This window comes from Streptomyces sennicomposti (assembly GCF_019890635.1).
Lineage (GTDB): Bacteria > Actinomycetota > Actinomycetes > Streptomycetales > Streptomycetaceae > Streptomyces > Streptomyces sennicomposti.
Window position 1 is genome coordinate 131,321 of record NZ_JAIOAB010000002.1, and the last position, 18,383, is coordinate 149,703.

The 18,383-nt window shown below is 73.3% G+C and carries 15 protein-coding genes; 6 read left to right on the top strand and 9 right to left on the bottom strand.

Features of this window, described 5'->3' with window-relative positions; translation table 11 throughout:
• Positions 1-143: 143 nt before the first annotated feature.
• Entirely contained in the window at positions 144-1,409 is a 1,266-nt protein-coding gene (locus K7787_RS01605) for a beta-ketoacyl-[acyl-carrier-protein] synthase family protein (protein ID WP_223000212.1), read from the bottom strand.
• Between the two features lie 65 nt (positions 1,410-1,474).
• On the opposite strand from K7787_RS01605, the gene K7787_RS01610 reads away from it, so the two are divergent.
• Positions 1,475-2,092 (top strand): TetR/AcrR family transcriptional regulator, encoded by a 618-nt coding sequence (locus K7787_RS01610; RefSeq protein ID WP_223000213.1) that lies wholly within the window; start codon positions 1,475-1,477, stop codon positions 2,090-2,092.
• A gap of 224 nt (positions 2,093-2,316) precedes the next feature.
• On the opposite strand, the gene K7787_RS01615 is transcribed toward K7787_RS01610, so the two are convergent.
• Complete coding sequence (locus K7787_RS01615) at positions 2,317-2,502, bottom strand: hypothetical protein (protein WP_009192891.1); 186 nt, start codon at positions 2,500-2,502, stop codon at positions 2,317-2,319.
• Between the two features lie 650 nt (positions 2,503-3,152).
• On the opposite strand from K7787_RS01615, the gene K7787_RS01620 reads away from it, so the two are divergent.
• The 5 genes from K7787_RS01620 to lanL all read left to right on the top strand — a co-directional run bounded on the left by K7787_RS01620 (position 3,153) and on the right by lanL (position 9,724).
• Entirely contained in the window at positions 3,153-3,542 is a 390-nt protein-coding gene (locus tag K7787_RS01620; protein WP_223000214.1) for an SAV_915 family protein, read from the top strand.
• A gap of 13 nt (positions 3,543-3,555) precedes the next feature.
• Positions 3,556-4,890, top strand: coding sequence for a diaminopimelate decarboxylase (gene lysA, locus K7787_RS01625; RefSeq protein WP_223000215.1), 1,335 nt, complete (start codon positions 3,556-3,558; stop codon positions 4,888-4,890).
• Positions 4,891-5,358: 468 nt separating this feature from the next.
• Positions 5,359-6,708 carry a DUF1254 domain-containing protein gene (locus K7787_RS01630; RefSeq protein ID WP_223000216.1) on the top strand — a complete coding sequence of 450 codons (1,350 nt, stop codon included), beginning with the start codon at positions 5,359-5,361 and terminating at the stop codon, positions 6,706-6,708.
• 233 nt (positions 6,709-6,941) lie between these two features.
• Positions 6,942-7,124 (top strand): SflA family class IV lanthipeptide, encoded by a 183-nt coding sequence (locus K7787_RS01635; protein WP_009192895.1) that lies wholly within the window; start codon positions 6,942-6,944, stop codon positions 7,122-7,124.
• 2 nt (positions 7,125-7,126) lie between these two features.
• On the top strand, positions 7,127-9,724 hold the full coding sequence (gene lanL, locus K7787_RS01640) for a class IV lanthionine synthetase LanL (RefSeq protein ID WP_223000217.1): 2,598 nt from the start codon (positions 7,127-7,129) through the stop codon (positions 9,722-9,724).
• 93 nt (positions 9,725-9,817) lie between these two features.
• Here the strand turns inward: lanL and K7787_RS01645 are convergent, their stop codons facing one another.
• From K7787_RS01645 to K7787_RS01675, 7 genes are all read right to left on the bottom strand, one after another.
• Positions 9,818-11,236, bottom strand: a complete 1,419-nt coding sequence (locus K7787_RS01645) for a YVTN family beta-propeller repeat protein (RefSeq protein ID WP_223000218.1) — start codon at positions 11,234-11,236, stop codon at positions 9,818-9,820.
• A 310-nt stretch (positions 11,237-11,546) separates the two neighbouring features.
• Entirely contained in the window at positions 11,547-12,623 is a 1,077-nt protein-coding gene (locus tag K7787_RS01650) for a polyprenyl synthetase family protein (RefSeq protein WP_223000219.1), read from the bottom strand.
• A 394-nt stretch (positions 12,624-13,017) separates the two neighbouring features.
• The gene (locus tag K7787_RS01655) at positions 13,018-13,596 is read right to left on the bottom strand and encodes a DinB family protein (RefSeq protein ID WP_223000220.1); all 579 of its coding nucleotides are present in this window, start codon (positions 13,594-13,596) and stop codon (positions 13,018-13,020) included.
• A 240-nt stretch (positions 13,597-13,836) separates the two neighbouring features.
• Complete coding sequence (locus K7787_RS01660) at positions 13,837-14,127, bottom strand: hypothetical protein (protein ID WP_223000221.1); 291 nt, start codon at positions 14,125-14,127, stop codon at positions 13,837-13,839.
• A gap of 174 nt (positions 14,128-14,301) precedes the next feature.
• Positions 14,302-14,721 carry a hypothetical protein gene (locus K7787_RS01665; protein WP_043262382.1) on the bottom strand — a complete coding sequence of 140 codons (420 nt, stop codon included), beginning with the start codon at positions 14,719-14,721 and terminating at the stop codon, positions 14,302-14,304.
• A 521-nt stretch (positions 14,722-15,242) separates the two neighbouring features.
• Entirely contained in the window at positions 15,243-16,199 is a 957-nt protein-coding gene (locus tag K7787_RS01670; RefSeq protein ID WP_223000222.1) for an ABC transporter substrate-binding protein, read from the bottom strand.
• Between the two features lies 1 nt (position 16,200).
• Positions 16,201-18,159, bottom strand: coding sequence for an ABC transporter permease (locus K7787_RS01675; RefSeq protein ID WP_223000223.1), 1,959 nt, complete (start codon positions 18,157-18,159; stop codon positions 16,201-16,203).
• Between the last annotated feature and the right edge of the window lie 224 nt (positions 18,160-18,383).

The window sequence follows — 18,383 nt, forward strand, 5'->3', positions numbered from 1 at the left end:
GGCCGCATCGCCCCCGGTACGACTCGCAGTTGAGCGATGCCGAGGGCACGTCGGTGATGTCCCGGCGTCGGCGCGGGATCTGCCGCGCACAATGGACCATACGGACAGGGGCGCCTCGCCGGATCATGGCGCCCTCGCCCGGATCACGGCGCCGTCGACGCCGTACGGGAGGACGCGTGGTGCCGTGCACCGGTGACGATGAGTGAGACGTTCTGTCCGCCGAACCCGAAGGAATTGCTGAGCACGGCCTCCTGGGGGACGTCTCGTCGCTCCGCGACGACGTCGAGGTCGATGTCGGGTCCGACGCCGGCCGCGGTGAGGTTGCGGGTCGGCGGGATGACGCCGTGCTCCACGCTGAGAACGGCGATGAGCGCCTCGATCGCGCCGGCCGCGCCGAAGAGATGGCCGAGCCCCGCCTTGGGCGCTGTCACGGTGGCGCGGCCGAAGACCTCCCGGATCGCGCGCGCCTCGGCGACGTCGCCGACCGGAGTCCCGGTGGCGTGGGCGTTGACGTGGCTGATCCGAGCGGGCGCCAAGTCGGCCTGTGCGAGGGCCTTTCGCATGGCGGAGATCTGACCGGTGCCGTCGGGAGCGGGCGCCGTGATGTGGTGCGCGTCGGCCGCGACACCGGCGCCCGCGAGGACCGCGTGGACGCGCGCGCCCCGGGCGGCGGCGTGCTCGGCGCTCTCGAGCACCACGACGGCGGCGCCTTCGCTGAGGACGAATCCGCTGCGGTCCGCGGCGAACGGACGGGATGCCGAAGCGGGTTCGGCGGTGTGCCGCGACAGCGCCTGCGCCTGGACGAAGCCCGCGACGGTGATCGGGGTGATCGCGGCCTCGGTCCCGCCGGCGATGACCACGTCCGCCTCGCCGGCACGGATGAGCCTGGCCCCCAGGGCGATCGCCTCGGCCCCGGAGGAGCACGCCGAGACGGGCGTGTAGACCCCGGCCCGCGCACCGTATTCGATACTGATCAGCGCCGCCGCCGCGTTGGGCATGAGCATGGGGACCGTACGCGGCGAGACGCGGCGCATCCCGGCCGTCTCCAGTACGTCGTCCTCCTTGAGCAGCGTCCGTACGCCGCCGATGCCCGTGCCGATCGCCGATGCGAGCCGTTCCGGATCCACTCGCGGGGCGCCCGCGTCGGCCCAGGCCTCGGCCGCCGCGACGAGGGCCGCCTGTTGCGAGCGGTCGAGCCGCCTGGCCCGCACCGGCGGCAGCGACTCGGCGGGGTCGACCGCCATCGTCCCCGCGACGGTCTCGGGAAGGCCGGTGTCCTCATGGCCGCGCAGGACGCCGCCGCGGATGCCGGACTCGCCGGCGAGCAGGGCGTCCCAGGTGGACGCCACGTCCGCTCCGAGCGGTGTGATCGCGCCGAGTCCGGTCACGACGACTTCAGTGCGGGGCATGCCCTTCAACCTTTCTTGTATGCGATACAAGACAACGGCTCTGTTGTATCACATACAATTACGGGGTGGAGAAGAAGCGAACCGAAGCCCGGGCGACCTCGTCCCGATCGCGTGACCGCGGCCGCGCGACGAGGCGCCGGCTGATCGAGGCGACCGCACGGCTCTGCAAGGAGCGGCCCGGCGCCGAGCTGAGCGTCGCGGAGATCGCGGACGCGGCCGGCGTCTTCCCCAATCAGGTCACCTACTACTTCGGCTCCAAGGACTCGCTGCTCGTGCACGCCGCCTTCCTCGGCCTGCTGCACGACGCCCGACGGATCGAGCGCATCGGCCGCCAGGCCCTCGACGCGGCGACGTTCCGGCGCAACGTCGCCCGCGCCGTGCTGGCCATGCCCTCCCTCCCCTCGGTCGCGCGAGCACTCGCCGCCGGGATCTCCAAGCCCGAACTCGCTCCCGTGGTCGACCGGCATCTCCAGCTGCTGTTCCGGCAGTCCGAGCATTTCGTCGGGCAGATGGTCGACGGCCGCGGCTGGCGGGCCCGTCGACCGCTCGACGTGGAGGCCAGGACGTTCTGGAGCACCGCGCTCGGAGCGGTGCTGCTCGTCCGCGCCGGGGCGCACGGCACCGTCGCCGACCTCGACCTCGCCGGAGCATTGACCATCCACGACGGCTCCGAGCACGCCTGACGAACTCGTGGACGGTAGGCGGTGCGGCATCGAGCCGTCGTTCACCGGTCATGGTCGTGAGGCGGGGACCGCACGCGTGGCATGGGCGACATCGCCCCCGTCCTGAAGCCGCTCCGCCGCGAAGCGGCACGCCTCGCACAGGGGCACGCCTCGCGCAGGTCGGACGAAGTCCCCGGGTGTGCTCAGCAGCCGGGTGCCGTACGGACGCCCGGCGGGGCAGTGGGTCAGGCGGCGACCAGAGAGGCGTGGATCCGGCTGACGGCACGCAGGATCTCGTCCCGGTTCTTCGCTCGCTTGACCCAGGCCGGCAGCGCGGCCTTCGCACAACCGGGGCACCGCACGATGATCAAGCCGATGAAGTCGTACTCGGTGCTGCGCGGGTCCAGGAACCGACGAGAGGGCGAGGCCATGCGGTGAGTATGCGACTGCCGTACGGGGCGACGCATGCCGATTCACGGCGCCTCGTGAGCTGCCGACGCCGGTCGACGCCGGCGCGTCGTCTGCTGCGCGCTTCGCCCGCGGCCCGGTGCAGGGCGGTCCGGCGAGCCGTCACGGGGCGGTCCGGCGAGCCGTCACGGGGCGGTCCGGCTGCCCGGCACAGGGCGGCCCGGCGGTCCGGCGCGGGGTGGTCCTGCTGCCCGGGGAACCGCTGATCCCGACCAGGACCCGAGCGGCTGGAGTCGTATCGGACGCGGACATCACTTCACCGTTCTGCACACGCCGACGAAAGATCCCGCGCCGGCGAACCTCAGGGAGACCAGTCCCGTCTCAGCTCCGCGCGGAGGTTCTCGACCAGCCCGCGAGCCGGTTCCTGGCGCCTTTCTGACGGCACCGCGTCGGCCGGTCGCCGCAGGTGTCAGCGCCGCGTCAGGGTTCGCCCGACGTCCGTCAGCGCTGCGTCAGGAGCCGGCGCAGGGCCGGGCCGGGCGGGCATAACGTCATCGGCGAGCCCCGTTCCGCCTCCCCGCGTTCGGGGCCGCCAAGCCCCTCGACGCGCCGCGGACCGCTCAGGTCCCGGCTCCCGGGACCGCTCGGGTCCCGGCTCCCCCGGAGGTATCCCATGGCAGACATCCTGTGCGGCGAAGACCCCGAACCCTCCGAACGGTTCCCGGCCGGACCCCTGTTCGTCCCCGTCCGGCCGGGACCCTCGGGGTGTGTCGCGCGAATCTTCCGCACACCTCTCGGCGACCGTACGGCCGTCGGCTTCACCTCCGAGAGCAGTCTGATCGCCACGCTCGGCCCCGAGCAGGCGTGGATCAGGCTGGCCGAGCCCGCGCTGCGCGCGCTGACCAAACCGCTCGGCATCGCCACCGTCACGGTGGACCCCCAGTTCACGGCCCGTCCCGCCCATCCCGCCCGTCGCGCCTGCCCCGTCGGGACGGCCCGTCGCGCCTGCCCCGTCCGGCCGGTGAACCCCGTCGTTCCCGCCCCCGCCCCGCGCGTCGGCTGAGAGGAAGGCCGTCATGACCACCGTTCCCGACAGTGCCGTCGCCCCCGTCGACGCCGACCTCTCGGTGTGGCCCGCGTCCGCCGCCGAGCCCCGCCCGGGCGCCCTGGCGGTGGGCGGCGTACCGCTCGCCGAGATCGCCGACCGCTTCGGAACCCCCGTCTACGTCCTCGACGAAGCCGAGGTCCGCACCCGCTGCCGTGCCTACCGCGATGCCTTCCCCGACGCCGAGATCCTCTACGCGGCCAAGGCCTTCCTGTGCCGCGCGATGATCCACTGGGTGGACGAGGAGGGCCTCGGGCTCGACGTCTGCTCGGCCGGCGAGCTGGAACTCGCCGTCACCACGGGCTTCCCCGCCGAGCGGATCGTGCTGCACGGCAACGCCAAGTCCCCGCGCGACCTGGAAACGGCGCTGCGGCTGGGCGTGGGCCGCATCGTCATCGACAGCCCGTCCGAGATCGCCCGGCTGGCCGCCGCCGTCGGCCCGCGCGGCCACCAGAAGGTCATGGTCCGAGTGGCGCCCGGGATCAGCGCCGGCGGCCACGAGAAGATCCGCACCGGCACCGAGGACCAGAAGTTCGGCCTCAGCATCTCCGACGGGTGTGCCCAGCACGCCATCACCCGGACACTGGACCAGCCGCAGCTCGAACTCACGGGCCTGCACTGCCACTTGGGCTCGCAGATCACCAGCGTCGAGCCCTATCTGACCGCCGTGCGACGCATCGCGGCCCTCATGGCCGGCCTCCACGGACAGCACGGCCTCGTCCTGCCCGAATTCGACCTCGGCGGCGGCCACGGCATCGCCTACCGCCCGGGCGAACCGGCCCTGGACCCGACCACCCTGGCCCGCGAGGTCCGCACCGAGCTGACCGGGGCGTGCGCGGCGGCGGGACTGCCCGTGCCCCGCCTGATCATCGAACCCGGACGGGCCATCGCCGGACCGGCGGGCATCGCCCTGTACCGGGTGCTCGCCGTCAAGCGCACCGGCGAGCGTACGTACGTCGCGGTCGACGGCGGCATGAGCGACAACCCGCGCCCCGCCCTGTACGGAGTGCGCTACGCCCCCCGTCTCATCGGCCGCCGCACCACCGCCGAACCGGCCCTCGTCACCGTCGTCGGCCGGCACTGCGAAGCTGGCGACGTGCTCGCCGCCGACGTCGAACTCCCCGCGGACGTACGCCCCGGAGACCTGCTCGCCGTCCCCGCCGCAGGCGCCTACCACCTCTCCATGGCCTCCGGGTACAACCTGGTCGGCCGCCCGCCGGTGGCCGCCGTACGCGACGGCCGTGCCCGGCTCCTCGTACGCCGGGAGTCCCTGGACGACATCCGCAGCCGCGACGTGGGCCTCTAGGCCGTGTCGTCAAATTCCCGCCTGCTCCGCGACGCCATGCACGCACTCTCGCCGCACCGGACCCAGACCCGAGTACGTCCAGTACGAGGGTCAGGATTCGGCACGCCGAGAGCACGCACCTGACGCCGCAGAGCGCGCCCTCCGGGCGGACGGCGGGAATTTGACGACACGGCCTAGGCCGAGTGCGGGGGATCGCGAGGCCACGGGTCCGGCTGTAAGGGGCGGAGGGGCCTTCAGGCCCGGGGCGAGAACGGCACGTTCGGGGCGGCCCCGCGCGAAGCGCGGTGCAATGCGGGGTCCTGAGCCGGCCGGCCGGGCGGCCTTCGCCGAGCCCCCGTTCGGGCCCGGTCTGCTCGATGAGTGAGGCCGGAGTGACATCGGCGCGTGTCGAGGGGCCGTCGTCCGGGAGATGAGGGAGCCTCGTGGCGTCGGACCAGAAGGCAGGCGCACGAGCGCAGGGAGAAGTCCATGGCGGATGAATCGCTGGAGCAGCTCGCCACCGAGGCCTGGCTGTACGGATACCCCCTGCTGACGGCGGAGGCGACCAAGGCCGTGATGACGGCCGTCCCGGCACGCGACGACGAGCGGCGCAAGGCGCCCGTCAACCAGTTCGCCTACATGCGCCGGACGCCGGACGCCTCGTTCACCGAGGTCGTCTCCCCGAACGCCGACACCCTGTACTCCAGCGCCTGGCTCGATCTGTCCCAGGAACCGCTGGTGCTGGCCCTGCCGGACTTCGGCGACCGGTTCTGGCTGGCGCCGATCCTCACCGCCTGGTCGGACGTCTTCGCCGTTCCCGGCCGACGCCTGGACGGCCCGACCGCCGGGCCGTTCCTCCTCGCCGGTCCGTCCTGGACGGGGGACACCCCGCCGGGCCTGACCCTGCTGCGGTCGCCCACCGCCATGAACTGGATCGTCGCCCGGTACGCGACCAGCGGTCCGCCGGACTTCCCCGCCGTGAACCGGTTGCAGGACCGTACGCGCCTGATCCCGCTGTCGGCGTGGACCGGCGACCCCGACGACCACACCCCGCCCACCGACGTCCCCGTCCCCACCGGCCACGACACCGCCACCTCTCCGGTCGACCGCGTCGAGGCCCTCTCCGGACGCGCGTACTTCTCCCGCCTCAACCGGCTGATGGTCGACAACCCGCCACACCCGGCCGACGCCGCGTTCCTGGACCGCGTCGCCGAGCTGGGCATCGCACCGGGCGCGGACCTCGAGAACCGGCCCCCGGAGGTGCTCGCCGCGCTGGACACCGCCGCCGCTCACGGGCCGGACACGCTGCGCTCGCTCATGGCCCGGGCCGAGTCCGCCGGCGGGCAGGTCAACGGCTGGACCGTGCACCGTGGTCTGGGCGAGTACGGCACCGACTACGCCAAGCGCGCCGTCATCACCCGCTTCGGCTACGGCGCCAACCTCGACGCCGACGCCCTCTACCCCCACGCCACCACCGACGCCGACGGCCGGCCCCTGGACGGCGCCCACGCCTACGTCCTGCACTTCGACGCCGGGCGGACACCGCCGGTGCGAGGCTTCTGGTCGCTGACGATGATGAACGACCGTCAGCTGTTCGTCGACAACCCCCTGGACCGGTACGCGATCGGTGACCGCAGCGGGATGACCACCAACCCCGACGGCTCCCTGGACATCCACATCCAGCACGACAACCCGGGGCCCGAACGCGAGAACAACTGGCTCCCCGCCCCCGAAGGAAGTTTCAACGTCTTCTTGCGCCTGTACTGGCCCGAACAGTCCGCCCTCACCGCCGCCTGGACCCCGCCACCCCTCCTCCGCCGAGACGCCGACGTCTCGTAGAAGCATCGACTTCAGTTCGGCGTGGTCCGCGTCCAGTCGTCGCGGCGGGCCGCGGGCGCTCGCCGCGCGGACCCGCCGCCGAACCGATGTGTCCACGACAATGTCACCTGACCCCTTGTCAGCGCATACGCCCCTCCTTACCTTTGTCCAGCGAGTGCTCGGCCCGGCGGGCTCACCGGCCCGTTCCGGTCATTGCCTGTTCCTCAGCGCACGACAGACCATGGAGGCGTCACATGCCCTTAGCCGTGCCGGATCTTCGCGAAGCCCACGGATTCCGCGACGCGGGACCGCTGGAGATCGACGACGAGGCGATCGTGTTCGAGGACGACGACCGGGGCGACCGCGAGCCCACGGCGTGTCTGGCCGACCCCTGGGTGACCGCCACCACCCGTTTCGCCTGTGACCTGAACTCGTAGCGGTGGCCGTCTCCATCGCCGGCCGCACCGCGTGGTCCGACGACACCTGGTCGTACCTGAACGATCCGCGGATGCCGGCGATGGAACACGGCTGGAAACTGCACGTCTCGGCGCGTCCCGGCGACCTCGACACCGTGACCGGGCTCGTCCTGCCGGTGCTCTCCCGGTACGTGTGCCACGCGAAGGTCGCCCGCGACCCGGAGACGCTGCGCCGCCTCAACTCCGGGACGGTGAGCGCCGGGGCCGTCGGCAAGGCGATCACCGTCTACCCGCTGCCCGGGACCCTCGTCGAGGTCGCCCGGGACCTGGCCGCCGTACTGCGCGACCGGGAAGGCCCGCGGGTCGTCAGCGACCGGCGGGTCGACCCGCGGGCCCCGGTCTACTACCGTTACGGCCCCTTCACGGGCGACTACCGGACCGGCCGGAGCGGGCGGCTCGAATCCGTCATGACCGGGCCGGACGGCCGCGTCTTCGACGGCCTGGCCGTCGGCCGCTACCGGTGCCCGCCCTGGGCCGAGGACCCCTTCGCGACCGCCGCCGGACCCGGCGCCGCACCGTCCGCACCCGGCCTGGGCGGCGGACGCTACACCGTCACCGCCGGCATCGCGCGCGCCGCCCACGGCAACGTCTACCGCGCCCTCGACACCACCCTCGGCCGGCCGGTGGTGGTCAAACAGGCGCGGGCCTTCGTGGGCGAGGACGAGTCCGGCACCGACGCCCGCCACCGGCTGCGCAACGAGCACACGGTCCTCACCGCGCTCGACGGCGTCCCGGGCGTACCCCGCGCACTGGACTACTTCGCCCACCGGTCGGACGAATACCTGGTGATGAGCGGCTGCGGCGACCGCAACCTCCGCAGGGAGATCCTGCGGAACGGCCCCTACCAGGACGACGGCGCCCGGCCGCGGCGCGCCCTGTCCGTCCTCGCCGTGCGGCTCCTGCGCGTCCTGGACGCGATCCACGGCCGGAACGTGGTCGTCCGCGACCTCAAGCCCGACAACGTCGTGCTCGACGCCTCAGGCCCCGGCCACTGCCACGTGATCGACTTCGGGATCAGCGAGTGCGCGGGCGCCGGACCGGGAGGGGCGACCCCCGGATACAGCGAACCGGTGCTGCGCGCGGCCGGACCGGCCGCCCCCGCCGACGACCACTACGCCCTCGGCGCCACCCTCTTCTTCGCCGCCACCGGCATGGACCCGGTGATCGTCGACACCGACCACGAGGTCAACCGGGACCGGACCCTGGCCTGCCTGTCCTGGGCCCTGCCCGGGCGCGCCCACCGGGAGATCCGGTCGACGATCACCGGCCTCCTCAGCTTCGAGGCGGCCGTACGGACCGCCGCCGCCGACCGGCTGCGCACCGGCACGGCCGGAGCCGCGCGCCGGCCCGCGCGGCGGACCACGCACCCCCGCGTCGACCGCGATCTGCTGGACGAGATCATCGAGCACACGACCGACTTCTGCGCCGGGGAGGCGGAGGCGATCGTGGACCCGGTGCGGGCCGCGCAGCTGAACGTCCCCACCTCGGTCGACGTCTACGGCGGCAGTTCGGGACTCGGACTGGAACTCCTCCACCATGCGCACCGGCCCCGGGTGCGTGCGGCCGTCACCGCCCTGGCGCACTGGACGGCGGAGCAGTCCAGGAACCTGCCGCCCGGCCTCTACACGGGGCGCACCGGAGTCCAACTCTTCCTCGCGGAGGCGGAGGCGGGATCGGAGGAGGGGCCGGGGGAGGCCCCGGGGGCGGACGCGGACGGTCGGTCCGCGCACCCCGCCCTGCCGGACCGCGGACCGGACGGGGGACCGCCGGAGGCGGACCTGATCGCGGGCGTCGCCGGAATCGGGCTCGGCCGGGTGCTTCTCGCCCGGCACGCCCTGCGGTCCGGTCACCGGCAGGCCGCGGACCGGCACCTCGCCGTCGCCGCCGACTGCGACCGCATGCTGGCCTCGGGCGCCGCCCGGCTGACCCCGGCCGGCTCCGACACGGCCGGCAGCGCCGCCCTGCGCGAAGGTGTGGCGCACGGCGAGGCGGGCGTCGTCGGCTTTCTGCTCGAACACAGCTTCCTGCTCGACCACGACGGCGCGACCGGGGCTGCGGAAGCGGCCGGTCGTGCCGAGAAGGCCGCCGCGCGTCTGGCCGCCGTGACACCGGACATCATCGCGGCGGCCGCCGAGCCGGGGGCGACACGCCGCTACGGCTCGTGGTGCCGGGGCCTGGCCGGCATCGGGACGGTACTCGTCCGGGCCGCCGAACGCCTCGACGAGCCCCGGTACCTCCACCTCGCGCAGCGGGCCGCACGCGCCTGCGCGGCACTGGCGCCGCGGATGCCGCTGGTCACGCAGTGCTGCGGACTGGCCGGGGTCGGCGACCTGATGGTGGACGTGGCGGAGGCGTCCGCGTCCGAGGAGTTCCGGGACGCGGCCGAGACCGTCGCGCTGCTCATCCTGAGCCGCAGCGGCGGCACCTGGTCCCGGCCCGTCTTCCCGGACGCGGGTCTCGCCCGGTCGAGCGCGACCTGGGCGGGCGGCTCCGCGGGCGTGCTGGCCTTCTTCAGACGACTGCGCGACCGGGGCGGCCCGCGGCTCGGCCTCGTCGCCTGAACCGTGTCACCGCCGGGCTGCCCATGCCTCACCTCGCCGGTCCTGCCCCGACCTCACGGCAGGAACAGCCGTGAGGCCGGCGGGCTCGTCGGGTCAGCCGCACTTGATGATCAGTGAGGTGACCACGGCGCAGGTGCGGGAGGCGGTGTCGTCGGCGGGGTCGGTGTCGGCGGGGGCGCTCGTGCCGCGCTTCGCCGTGACGGTGTAGGGCAGCCCCAGTGTGAGCGTGCCGACGGGGACGCTGAAGGTGCGCGTGGTGCTCGCGCCGGCCGCCAGCGCTCCGACGGCACAGGTGACGTGACCGCTGGTCGCGGCGCAGGAGTTGCCGGTGGCGGTCATCGGGGACGGCAGGGTGGCGGTGACCGTGGCGGACGTCAGGGCCGAAGGGCCGTTGTCGGTGAGGGTGAGGGTGTAGTCGATGCGGCCGCCGAGCAGCCCGGGAACCCCGGTGGCCGTCAGGGTCACGGCCAGATCGGCGGTGGGCGGGGCGAAGGCGATTCCGGCCGGGTGGCTGCCGACGGTGAAGGCGGAGTCGACGGTGCCGGTGGCGGTGTCGATCACCGTCACCGTGTCGGCGTCGGTGTCGGTGACGTACGCCCGGGCGCCGGCCGCGTCGAAGGCGACGGCCTCCGGCCCGGGACCGGCCGGGACGGTCGCGGTGACGGCGCCGGTGGCGGTGCTGAGGGCCGAGACGGTGTGGCTGCCGTAATCGGCGACGTACACGAGCGTGCCGTCCGGCGAGAGGGCCACCCCGTGCGGGGCGACGCCGACGGGCACGAGCGAGGTGACCGTGCCGGTGGCGGTGCTGACGACCGCGACCGAGCCGCCGTTGACGAGGGCGACGTAGGCGCGGGCGCCGGTCGGGTCGAACGCCACTCCGTACGCATGGGCGGGCAGCGCTATGGAGGAGGTGACGGTGTCCGTCGCGGTGCTGATCACCCAGAGGGTGTTGGTGTCGCTGTCGTTGGTGACGTAGACCCGGGCGCCGGTCGGGTCGACGGCCACGCCGACGGGGCGCACGCCCACGTCGAGGGTGGCGGTGACGGAGCCGGTGGCGGTGTCGACCACCGAGACGGTGTTGTCGGCGAGATCGGTGACGTACAGCCGGCCGCCGTCCGGGGTGACGGCCAAGGCGTACGGGAGGCCGCCGACCGGGACGGTGGCGGACACGGCCCCGGTGGCGGTGTCGATCACCGAGACGGTGCCGCCGGAGGTGTCGGTGACGTACGCTTCGGCGCCGTCCGGGCTGACGGCCACGCCGTGGGGTGCGCCGCCCACCGAGACGGTGGACGTGACGGTGTTGCCGCTGCTGTCGACCACCGAGACGTCGCCCGCGCCGCTGTCGGCGACGTAGAGGAGGGGGCCTTGCGCCACCGCGGCGTCGGCGGTGCCGAGACCGGCCACGCCGGCGACTGCCAGCACCAGGCTCACCACCAGGGCGGCCAGACGGCGGCGTGCTCTGTCACGCGACGGGCGGTCAGGAGACGGTAAGGACACCGATGGTATGAACATGGAGGTTCCTTCCCCATGGTCCGCGCTACGACGGCGGGGACCGGCGGGCCCCGGAAACCGACGGCAGCGCACTCACACGGTCCCACCACCGGTGGGCCACTGACCATCACCTGGGGAGGGACGAGGCCGGCCGGACACCTGGGGGCCTGTGCTCCGCGCGCGGCCGTCAGCGGAGCCGGACCCACCCCGGTCCTCCTGCACGCCGTCGGCCCCGGCCACAGGTGCGTGCTCCCGCTCGCCGAACGGCTCACCGACCGCCACCGGGCGGGCGCGGCCGCCACCGCAAGGTCACCGGAGGGCCACCGGTAGGTCACCGGGCGCGTTGCGCGGCCCACAGCGGCAGTTGCGCGAAGAAGTCGACGGCTTCCTCGCGCCACCGCCGCCGCCAGCCCGCCGCGACGGAAGCCGCCTCCTCGGCGCTACGGCGGATCTCGGCGCGCATCCGTGCGTCGACGCCGTGTCGAACGGCGATGTCACGGACCTGTTCGACGGTCTCCGCCCGGCAATTGGGGTCGGCGAGCGCTGACTCCACCAGCTCCCGCTCCCGGCCGGTCGTCGCCGCCAGGACCGCGCACACCGCGTAACTGCGGCGGCCCGCGCGGAGATCCGATCCGGCCGGTCTGCCGACCGCGTCGGCGTCGGCGAACAGGTCCAGGTAGTCGTCGCACATCTGCCCGCTGATCCCGACCAGCGTCGCGTACCGCGCGAGTTCCTTCTCATGGGCGGCCGGGTCCGCACCCGCCGCGAGCAGGCCGAGTTGCAAGGGGGCGAGCACCGAGTACCGGGCGCTCTTGTACTCGGACACCAGATCCAGCGTCGCACGGTCGGGCAGCGGGCCGAAGTCACGTTCCAGGTCGAGGATCTGCCCGACGACCGTGTCCGCGCCCGCCGTCGCCTGCACGGCCGCCATCGCCTGCCGCAGATCACGGGGCACGGGGGCGGTCAGGAGAACCCGCACCGACAGGAACGCGGCCAGGTCCCCGGCGAGGACCGCCAGCCCTAGCGCCGTCTGCGGGCGGTCGGCGAATCGCTCGCGGTAGGCGTAGTACACCGAGGCGGCCCCCCGGCGTACCGGCGAGTCGTCGACGATGTCGTCGTGGATCAGTCCGTGCGTCTGCAGCAACTCGATACTGAGCGCGGCCTCCTCCAGCCCGGCCACGGCATCGGCGGTCACCAGCCGGGCCGCCTCGTACAGCAGCGCGACCCTCAGCCGCTTCCCGCCGCGCAACGACATGTCCCGCACCAGCTCCAGCGCCTCGGGCGCGAACGAACCGCGCGGGAGCCGCTGTCGGGCCATCGTGTCGAAGTAGTCCGCGAACCGGGCGTCGAAGCGCTCCCGGTAGCCGGCGAGCCGCTCATGGACACCGGCCCCGAACTCAGCGGTCATTGCTCTCTCTCCAGGTCCAGGACGATCAACAGAAGCGGGGCGGAGCCGACACGGCCCGACTCAAAACCAGTTCGAGCGCCCTCTCCCGCATCATGACCGACGCCTGGCAGGGGAGAGACACCAACCCGGCGCAGCGGCCGCATCACGGCAGGCGCGGTTCCCTCATCGACACGCGCGAAAAGGCAGTGCGCGGCCCCCTGGTCGCCGGCGAGCACGGCAACAAGTCCGCCCCCCCGGGGATGCTCCGCCACTTCTGTGTCCCCGACCCGGCTTCCGTCAGGTGCGTACGCCGGAGACCGGTCGGCGGGCAGTGGCAGGCGGACGCGGGAACCAACGGCAGAAGCCGGACTCCGTGCTCGTCCGGCACCGCCCGATGCCGCCACGCTTCGGGAGATCAGCGCCCTGCGGCCGATCTGGCGGCCTGCTCGATCTTCGCGCGGTAGGCGGCACGGGCTTCCTCGTCGATCCGCTGCTCGTGTTCGGCGCGCAGCCCGGTCCGGCCGTCGAGGCCCTCTCGGAGGATGTCGGCGTGCCCGGCATGCCGGACGGTCTCGGCGAGGACATGGACCATGATGGCGAACAGGTTCGTGTCGGACCAGGGCTCCGGCCACCACGGCACGTGGCCGGGGGCGTCGAGGGGAAGCTCGCTGATCGTCGCGTCGGAGTGTCCCCACGTGCGCCGGTAGGACGCGAAGATCTGATCGCGGGTCTCGCCCTCGGACGCCCACAGATCGCTGCCGTCGTGGTCCTGCCACCGGGGCAGCGGTTCCGGGGAAGGACGGCCGAAGACCTCGCCGAAGTACCTGGCCTCGACGGTGGCCACGTGTTTGACCAGGCCGAGGAGGTTGGTCCCGGTCGCCGTCAAAGGTCGGCGGGCGTCGTATTCGGACAGGCCGTCGAGTTTCCAGAGCAGCGCCTCGCGGTCCCGCCGCAGTCTCCCGTGCAGGTTGTCCTTCGCGAACTCATCGATCATGCGGCATGAGCCTGCCATGGGCTGCCCGTGGCCTCAAGATCCCGTACGCGGACCGCAACGACCGGCAGAGCCGGGGCCTGGCCATGGCCACCGCCCTGAGCCGCTGCGAGAAGCTCGCGAGACGTGCCACGTGCCTGCCCCACACCCGGGCCCGGTGCCACCCGCCGAACCAACCGGTCCGACGGAGGCACCTGGTGCCGGACGCACGACGACGGCGCGAAGGCGAGGCCCAGTGGGCCGTCACCGATCCGGGTTGAGTTCCGTGTACACCGTCTGGACCAGCTCGTCGGCCTCGTGTGTGCCGGGGTCGTCGGGGACCTCGTAGTAGCCGCCCAGCGTGTTGATCACGCTCTTCTCGGAGGGGTCGAACTCGTGGGAGCCGTCTTCCCGTTCCTCGGCGGTCCGGGGGTCGGGCGCCCGCCACCACCACACCTTGTTCCGGATCTCCTCCTTCGACACAGGGCCCGTCAGGACGATGTCCCTGCCCTGGACCTTCCCCGTGATCCTGCCGGAGTTCGCATCGGCCGCCATGCGTCATCTCCCCTTCCGAAGCGCGGAGTCGTCAGCGACATCCGCCTGTCCGACACGGCAGCGGATACCCGGCCGGGGTAACCCCTATGCTCCGGACCGGCACACCCCCCCGGGTACAGCCACCCTGCCCGGCCACCCTGCCCGGCCACCCGGCCAGGCCACGGGCGGCTGGGGTCAGCGGACGGTGACGCCGAAGACCGGTGAGGCCGTCGCGCCGTTGACGATGCGCAGGTCGTTCTTGCCCTTGAGGCCGAGCTTGACCCCCAGCGAGTACGAGCCGCTGCGGGACACGGGGGCGGACGCGGGCAGGGAGACCCACTTGCCGTGCTGCTTCTGCTGGAGGGTCACGTTGCCGCCGGCCTTGATGCCGGTGGTCTTGCCGGTGACCCGGAACAGCTGCCAGGCCCGGACCGAGGACGTCGACGGCGTTGCGGTGATGGAGGCCTTGGCGGCCTGGTCCGTCTGCACCGCGGCCACGGGCGACGGGGTGTGCGTGGTCGCGGTGGCGGCCGTCGCCGTGCCCGCGAGGGCGAGGGAGGCGGCCCCCAGCGTGCCGACGACTGCCGTGCGCAGAGAGCGACGCTTCGAGATCATCACAGGTATGTCCCTTTCCGTATCGAGAATGCCTGCTCTTGCCGAAAGTGAGCTACATGCCGTTTGGCGTAGTCAGCTATAGGGATGGCACGGGAGGGACGTGCGTTCATCGACGTCATGTCCTTGGCCTGTAATAGCCGTTGAGGCGGCCGGGACCGCTCCGAGCATCCCGCCCCCCGGCACCCTCCGCGTCCCAGCGGGCGCTGCCCGGGGCGAGGAACTCGCAGCGATGGCCCCCTGGCCGTCCGTGCGCCGGCGGCAGTCCGGGGCGAAGCGGCGGCCGGCGGCCTCCTGAAGCACCGGAAGCCGACCGAACCGCTGGACCTCACCGAGCCGACGAGGCCCCGAGAACTAGCACTGCCGCGCCGCCTCCACGACGGGCCCGGGCGTGGCGGTACGGCCGTGTGCGGTACGGCCGGCGCCGCCCCGGACGGGCCGCGCACGGTCCCGGGCCGGGGCGCGCACGGTCCCGGGCCGGGGCGCGTCCGCCGTTGAGGCGTTGAGGCGTTGAGGCGTTCAGGTCAGGACAGCCAGCGCTTCCACACCTCCGGGTGGCCGTCCACCCACTTGCGCGCCGCGTCCTGCGGGCTCAGCTTCTGATCGGCGATCATCAGCGAGACCTCGTTCTGGTCCTCGGTGGTCCACCTGAACTTCTTCAGGAAGGCGGCCGCCTTGCCGCCGGACTTCGCGAAGCGCGCGTTGAGGAACTTCTTCAGCGGGGTGTGCGGGTAGGCGCAGGCCACCTTCGCCGGGTCCGCGTCGCAGCCCTCCTTGTACGGCGGCAGCTTCACCTCCGTCATGGGCACCTTCTCCGACAGCCACTGGGGCGTGTACCAGTACGTCAGGAAGGGCTTCTTCTCCTTGGCGAACTGCTTCATCTGGGTGATCTGCGCCGCCTCGGAACCGGCGAACACCACCTGGTAGTCCAGCTTCAGATTGGCCACCAGCGCCTTGTCGTTGGTGACGTAGGACGGGGAGCCGTCCATCAGCTGGCCCTTGCCGCCGCTCTCCGCGGTGCGGAACAGGGAGGCGTACTTGTCGAGGTTGCGCCAGTCGGTGATGTCGGGGTGCTGCTCGGCCAGGTAGGTCGGCACGAACCAGCCGATGTGGCCGGTCACCCCGAGTTCGCCGGCGTCGGCGATGGTCTTCTTGTCCTCGACGTACCGCTTCTCCTGGTCGGGGTGGCCCCAGTCCTCCAGGAGCGCGTCGACCCGGCCCTGGCTGAGCGCGTCCCAGGCCGGCACCTCGTCGACCTGCACGGTGTCGACGCGGTAGCCGAGCTGGTGCTCCAGGATGTACTGCGCGACGGCCACGTTGGACTGCGCGCCCACCCAGGACTGCACGGACAGGGTGACGGTCTTCGAGCCCTGCGCGCCGGCGAACGGGCTGGCCTGCTTGGTCATGTCGGCGGCGCCGCAGCCGGTGGTCAGTCCCAGCGCGGCGACGGCCGCCACCAGGGCGGTGGTGCGGATACGCATGTCAGGCTCCCTTCCCCGCGCGGCGCTCCGTCGGCTGGGTCACCCGGTCGAGCATCAGCCCCAGGCAGACGATGGCCGCACCCGCCACCAGCCCCGTCGCCAGGTCGCCCTGCGCGAGACCGAACACCACGTCGTAGCCGAGCGCTCCGCCGCCGACGAGACCGCCGACGACGACCACGGCGAGCACGAGCACCACGCACTGGTTGACGGCGAGCAGCAGGGCGCGCCGGGCGAGCGGCAGCTGGACCTGCCACAACTGCTGGGCGCCGGTGGCGCCCAGCGAGCGCGCCGCCTCCAGCGCACCCGGGTCGACCTGGCCCAGCCCCTGGCTGACGATGCGGATGACGGCGGGCAGGGCGTAGATCACGGCGGCGGCCGCCGCGGGGGCCCGGCCGACGCCGAACAGCGCCACGACCGGGATCAGGTACACGAACTGCGGCATGGTCTGGCAGACGTCGAGCACCGGGCGCAGGACCCGTTCGCACCGGGCGCTGCGGGCGGCGGCGACGGCGGCGCCGAGGCCGATCACCAGGGTGACGGCCACCGCGGCCAGTACCTGCGAGAGGGTGTCGAGGGACGGTTTCCACACCCCGAGGACGCCGATCGCCGCCATGGCCAGCGTCGCGGTGAGCGCGGTGCGCCAGGTGCCGATCAGCCAGGCCACCGCGGCCACGACGAGCAGCAGCCCCCACCACGGCAGCCACTGGAGGCCGTCGCGGATCGGGTCCAGCACCCAGGTGGTGAAATGGGCGGCCCAGTCGGCGGTGCCGCCGACGACGGGCACCCCGCTGTAGAGGTGGTCGACCATCCAGTCCTTGGCGGTGTTCACCGGCGCGGCGATGTCGGCGACCCAGCCGCCCGGCCAGGTCAGGGTGCCCGTGAGCCGGCCGATCAGGACCGCGGCGGCCGTCACGACGGCCAGGACGGACCAGCGGGCCGCGGTCCGCTGCGGCGTGGCCTCGGCGCCCGCGCCCAGCCGCTCGCCGACGGCGGCGGTGACCCGGTCGAGGACGACGGCGAGCAGCACGATGGGGATGCCGGCCGCCAGTGCGGCGCCCACGTCGACGGAGGCCAGCGCCTGGTAGACGCGGTCGCCCAGACCGCCGGCGCCGATCATGGACGCGATCACAGCCATGGACAAGGCCATCATGATCGTTTGGTTGACGCCCAGCATGATCTCCTTGCGGGCGAGCGGCAGCCGGGCGGTCAGCAGCCGCTGCCGGAAGGTGGCGCCGAGCGACTCCACCGCCTCCATCACCCCGGGGTCGGCCGAACGCAGGCCGAGCGAGGTCAGCCGCGCCATGGGCGGCGCCGCGTACACGACGGTGGCGAGGACGGCCGCGGGGACGCCGATGCCGAAGACCAGGACGACGGGCAGCAGATAGGCGAAGGCCGGGAGCACCTGCATGGTGTCCAGGACGGGGCGCAGAGCCCGCTCCAGGCGGTCGGACAGTCCGGCGGCGAGCCCGAGGAACGTGCCGAGGACGACGGAGGCGAGGACGGCCACGACCATCAGCGCGAGGGTCTGCATGGTCGGCACCCACATGCCGAGGGCCCCGCAGGCGAGCAGGGCGGCGGCGGTGCCGGCGGCGAGGCGTACCCCGGCCGCGCGCCAGGCGACGAGGGCGCCGAAGACCGTGACGCCGGTCCAGCCGGCGGCCAGCAGGGTCAGGTAGACCGCGCGGACGGAGAGGACGACGGCGTTGCTGATGTAGCCGAAGAAGTACAGGAACAGCGGGTGGCTGTCCCGGTTGTCGATGACCCAGTCGCCGGCGGAGGCGAGCGGCTTCGTCAGGTCGACGGTGAGGGCGTGCGGCCAAGTGGCGCCGGGCCAGCGGGCGGCGGCCCAGGGGGCGAGGACGGCGGCGACCAGGGCGAGCAGGAGGAGCTTGCCCAGGGCGCGGCTGCGCAGCAGGCGGGGAGCGCCGGTGCGGGAGGCGGGGACGGACAGCGTGGCCATCAGATCACCTCCGGACGCGTGCGCCGCGGGGGCGGTGACGCCTGGCCGCCGTGTCGCCGTTCGGCTCCCGTGGCCCGCGCGGCGGACCCGCCCCCGGATACCGCGTCAGGGACGTCGGACGCGGCGGCCGGACCGGTCCCGGGCGCGCCGGGCTCCGCGGCGAAGGCCACCGACGGCGTGTCGGCGGAGGAGGGAGACGAAGGGGCTTCCGCAGCGGCGGCGGA

Coding starts and splice junctions, on each gene's coding strand:
- K7787_RS01605 (WP_223000212.1), bottom strand. CDS start 1,409: ATGCCCCGCACTGAAGTCGTCGTGACCGGACTCGGCGCGATCACACCG.
- K7787_RS01615 (WP_009192891.1), bottom strand. CDS start 2,502: ATGGCCTCGCCCTCTCGTCGGTTCCTGGACCCGCGCAGCACCGAGTAC.
- K7787_RS01620 (WP_223000214.1), top strand. CDS start 3,153: ATGGCAGACATCCTGTGCGGCGAAGACCCCGAACCCTCCGAACGGTTC.
- lysA (WP_223000215.1), top strand. CDS start 3,556: ATGACCACCGTTCCCGACAGTGCCGTCGCCCCCGTCGACGCCGACCTC.
- K7787_RS01630 (WP_223000216.1), top strand. CDS start 5,359: ATGGCGGATGAATCGCTGGAGCAGCTCGCCACCGAGGCCTGGCTGTAC.
- K7787_RS01635 (WP_009192895.1), top strand. CDS start 6,942: ATGCCCTTAGCCGTGCCGGATCTTCGCGAAGCCCACGGATTCCGCGAC.
- K7787_RS01645 (WP_223000218.1), bottom strand. CDS start 11,236: ATGTTCATACCATCGGTGTCCTTACCGTCTCCTGACCGCCCGTCGCGT.
- K7787_RS01650 (WP_223000219.1), bottom strand. CDS start 12,623: ATGACCGCTGAGTTCGGGGCCGGTGTCCATGAGCGGCTCGCCGGCTAC.
- K7787_RS01655 (WP_223000220.1), bottom strand. CDS start 13,596: ATGATCGATGAGTTCGCGAAGGACAACCTGCACGGGAGACTGCGGCGG.
- K7787_RS01660 (WP_223000221.1), bottom strand. CDS start 14,127: ATGGCGGCCGATGCGAACTCCGGCAGGATCACGGGGAAGGTCCAGGGC.
- K7787_RS01665 (WP_043262382.1), bottom strand. CDS start 14,721: ATGATCTCGAAGCGTCGCTCTCTGCGCACGGCAGTCGTCGGCACGCTG.
- K7787_RS01670 (WP_223000222.1), bottom strand. CDS start 16,199: ATGCGTATCCGCACCACCGCCCTGGTGGCGGCCGTCGCCGCGCTGGGA.
- K7787_RS01675 (WP_223000223.1), bottom strand. CDS start 18,159: ATGGCCACGCTGTCCGTCCCCGCCTCCCGCACCGGCGCTCCCCGCCTG.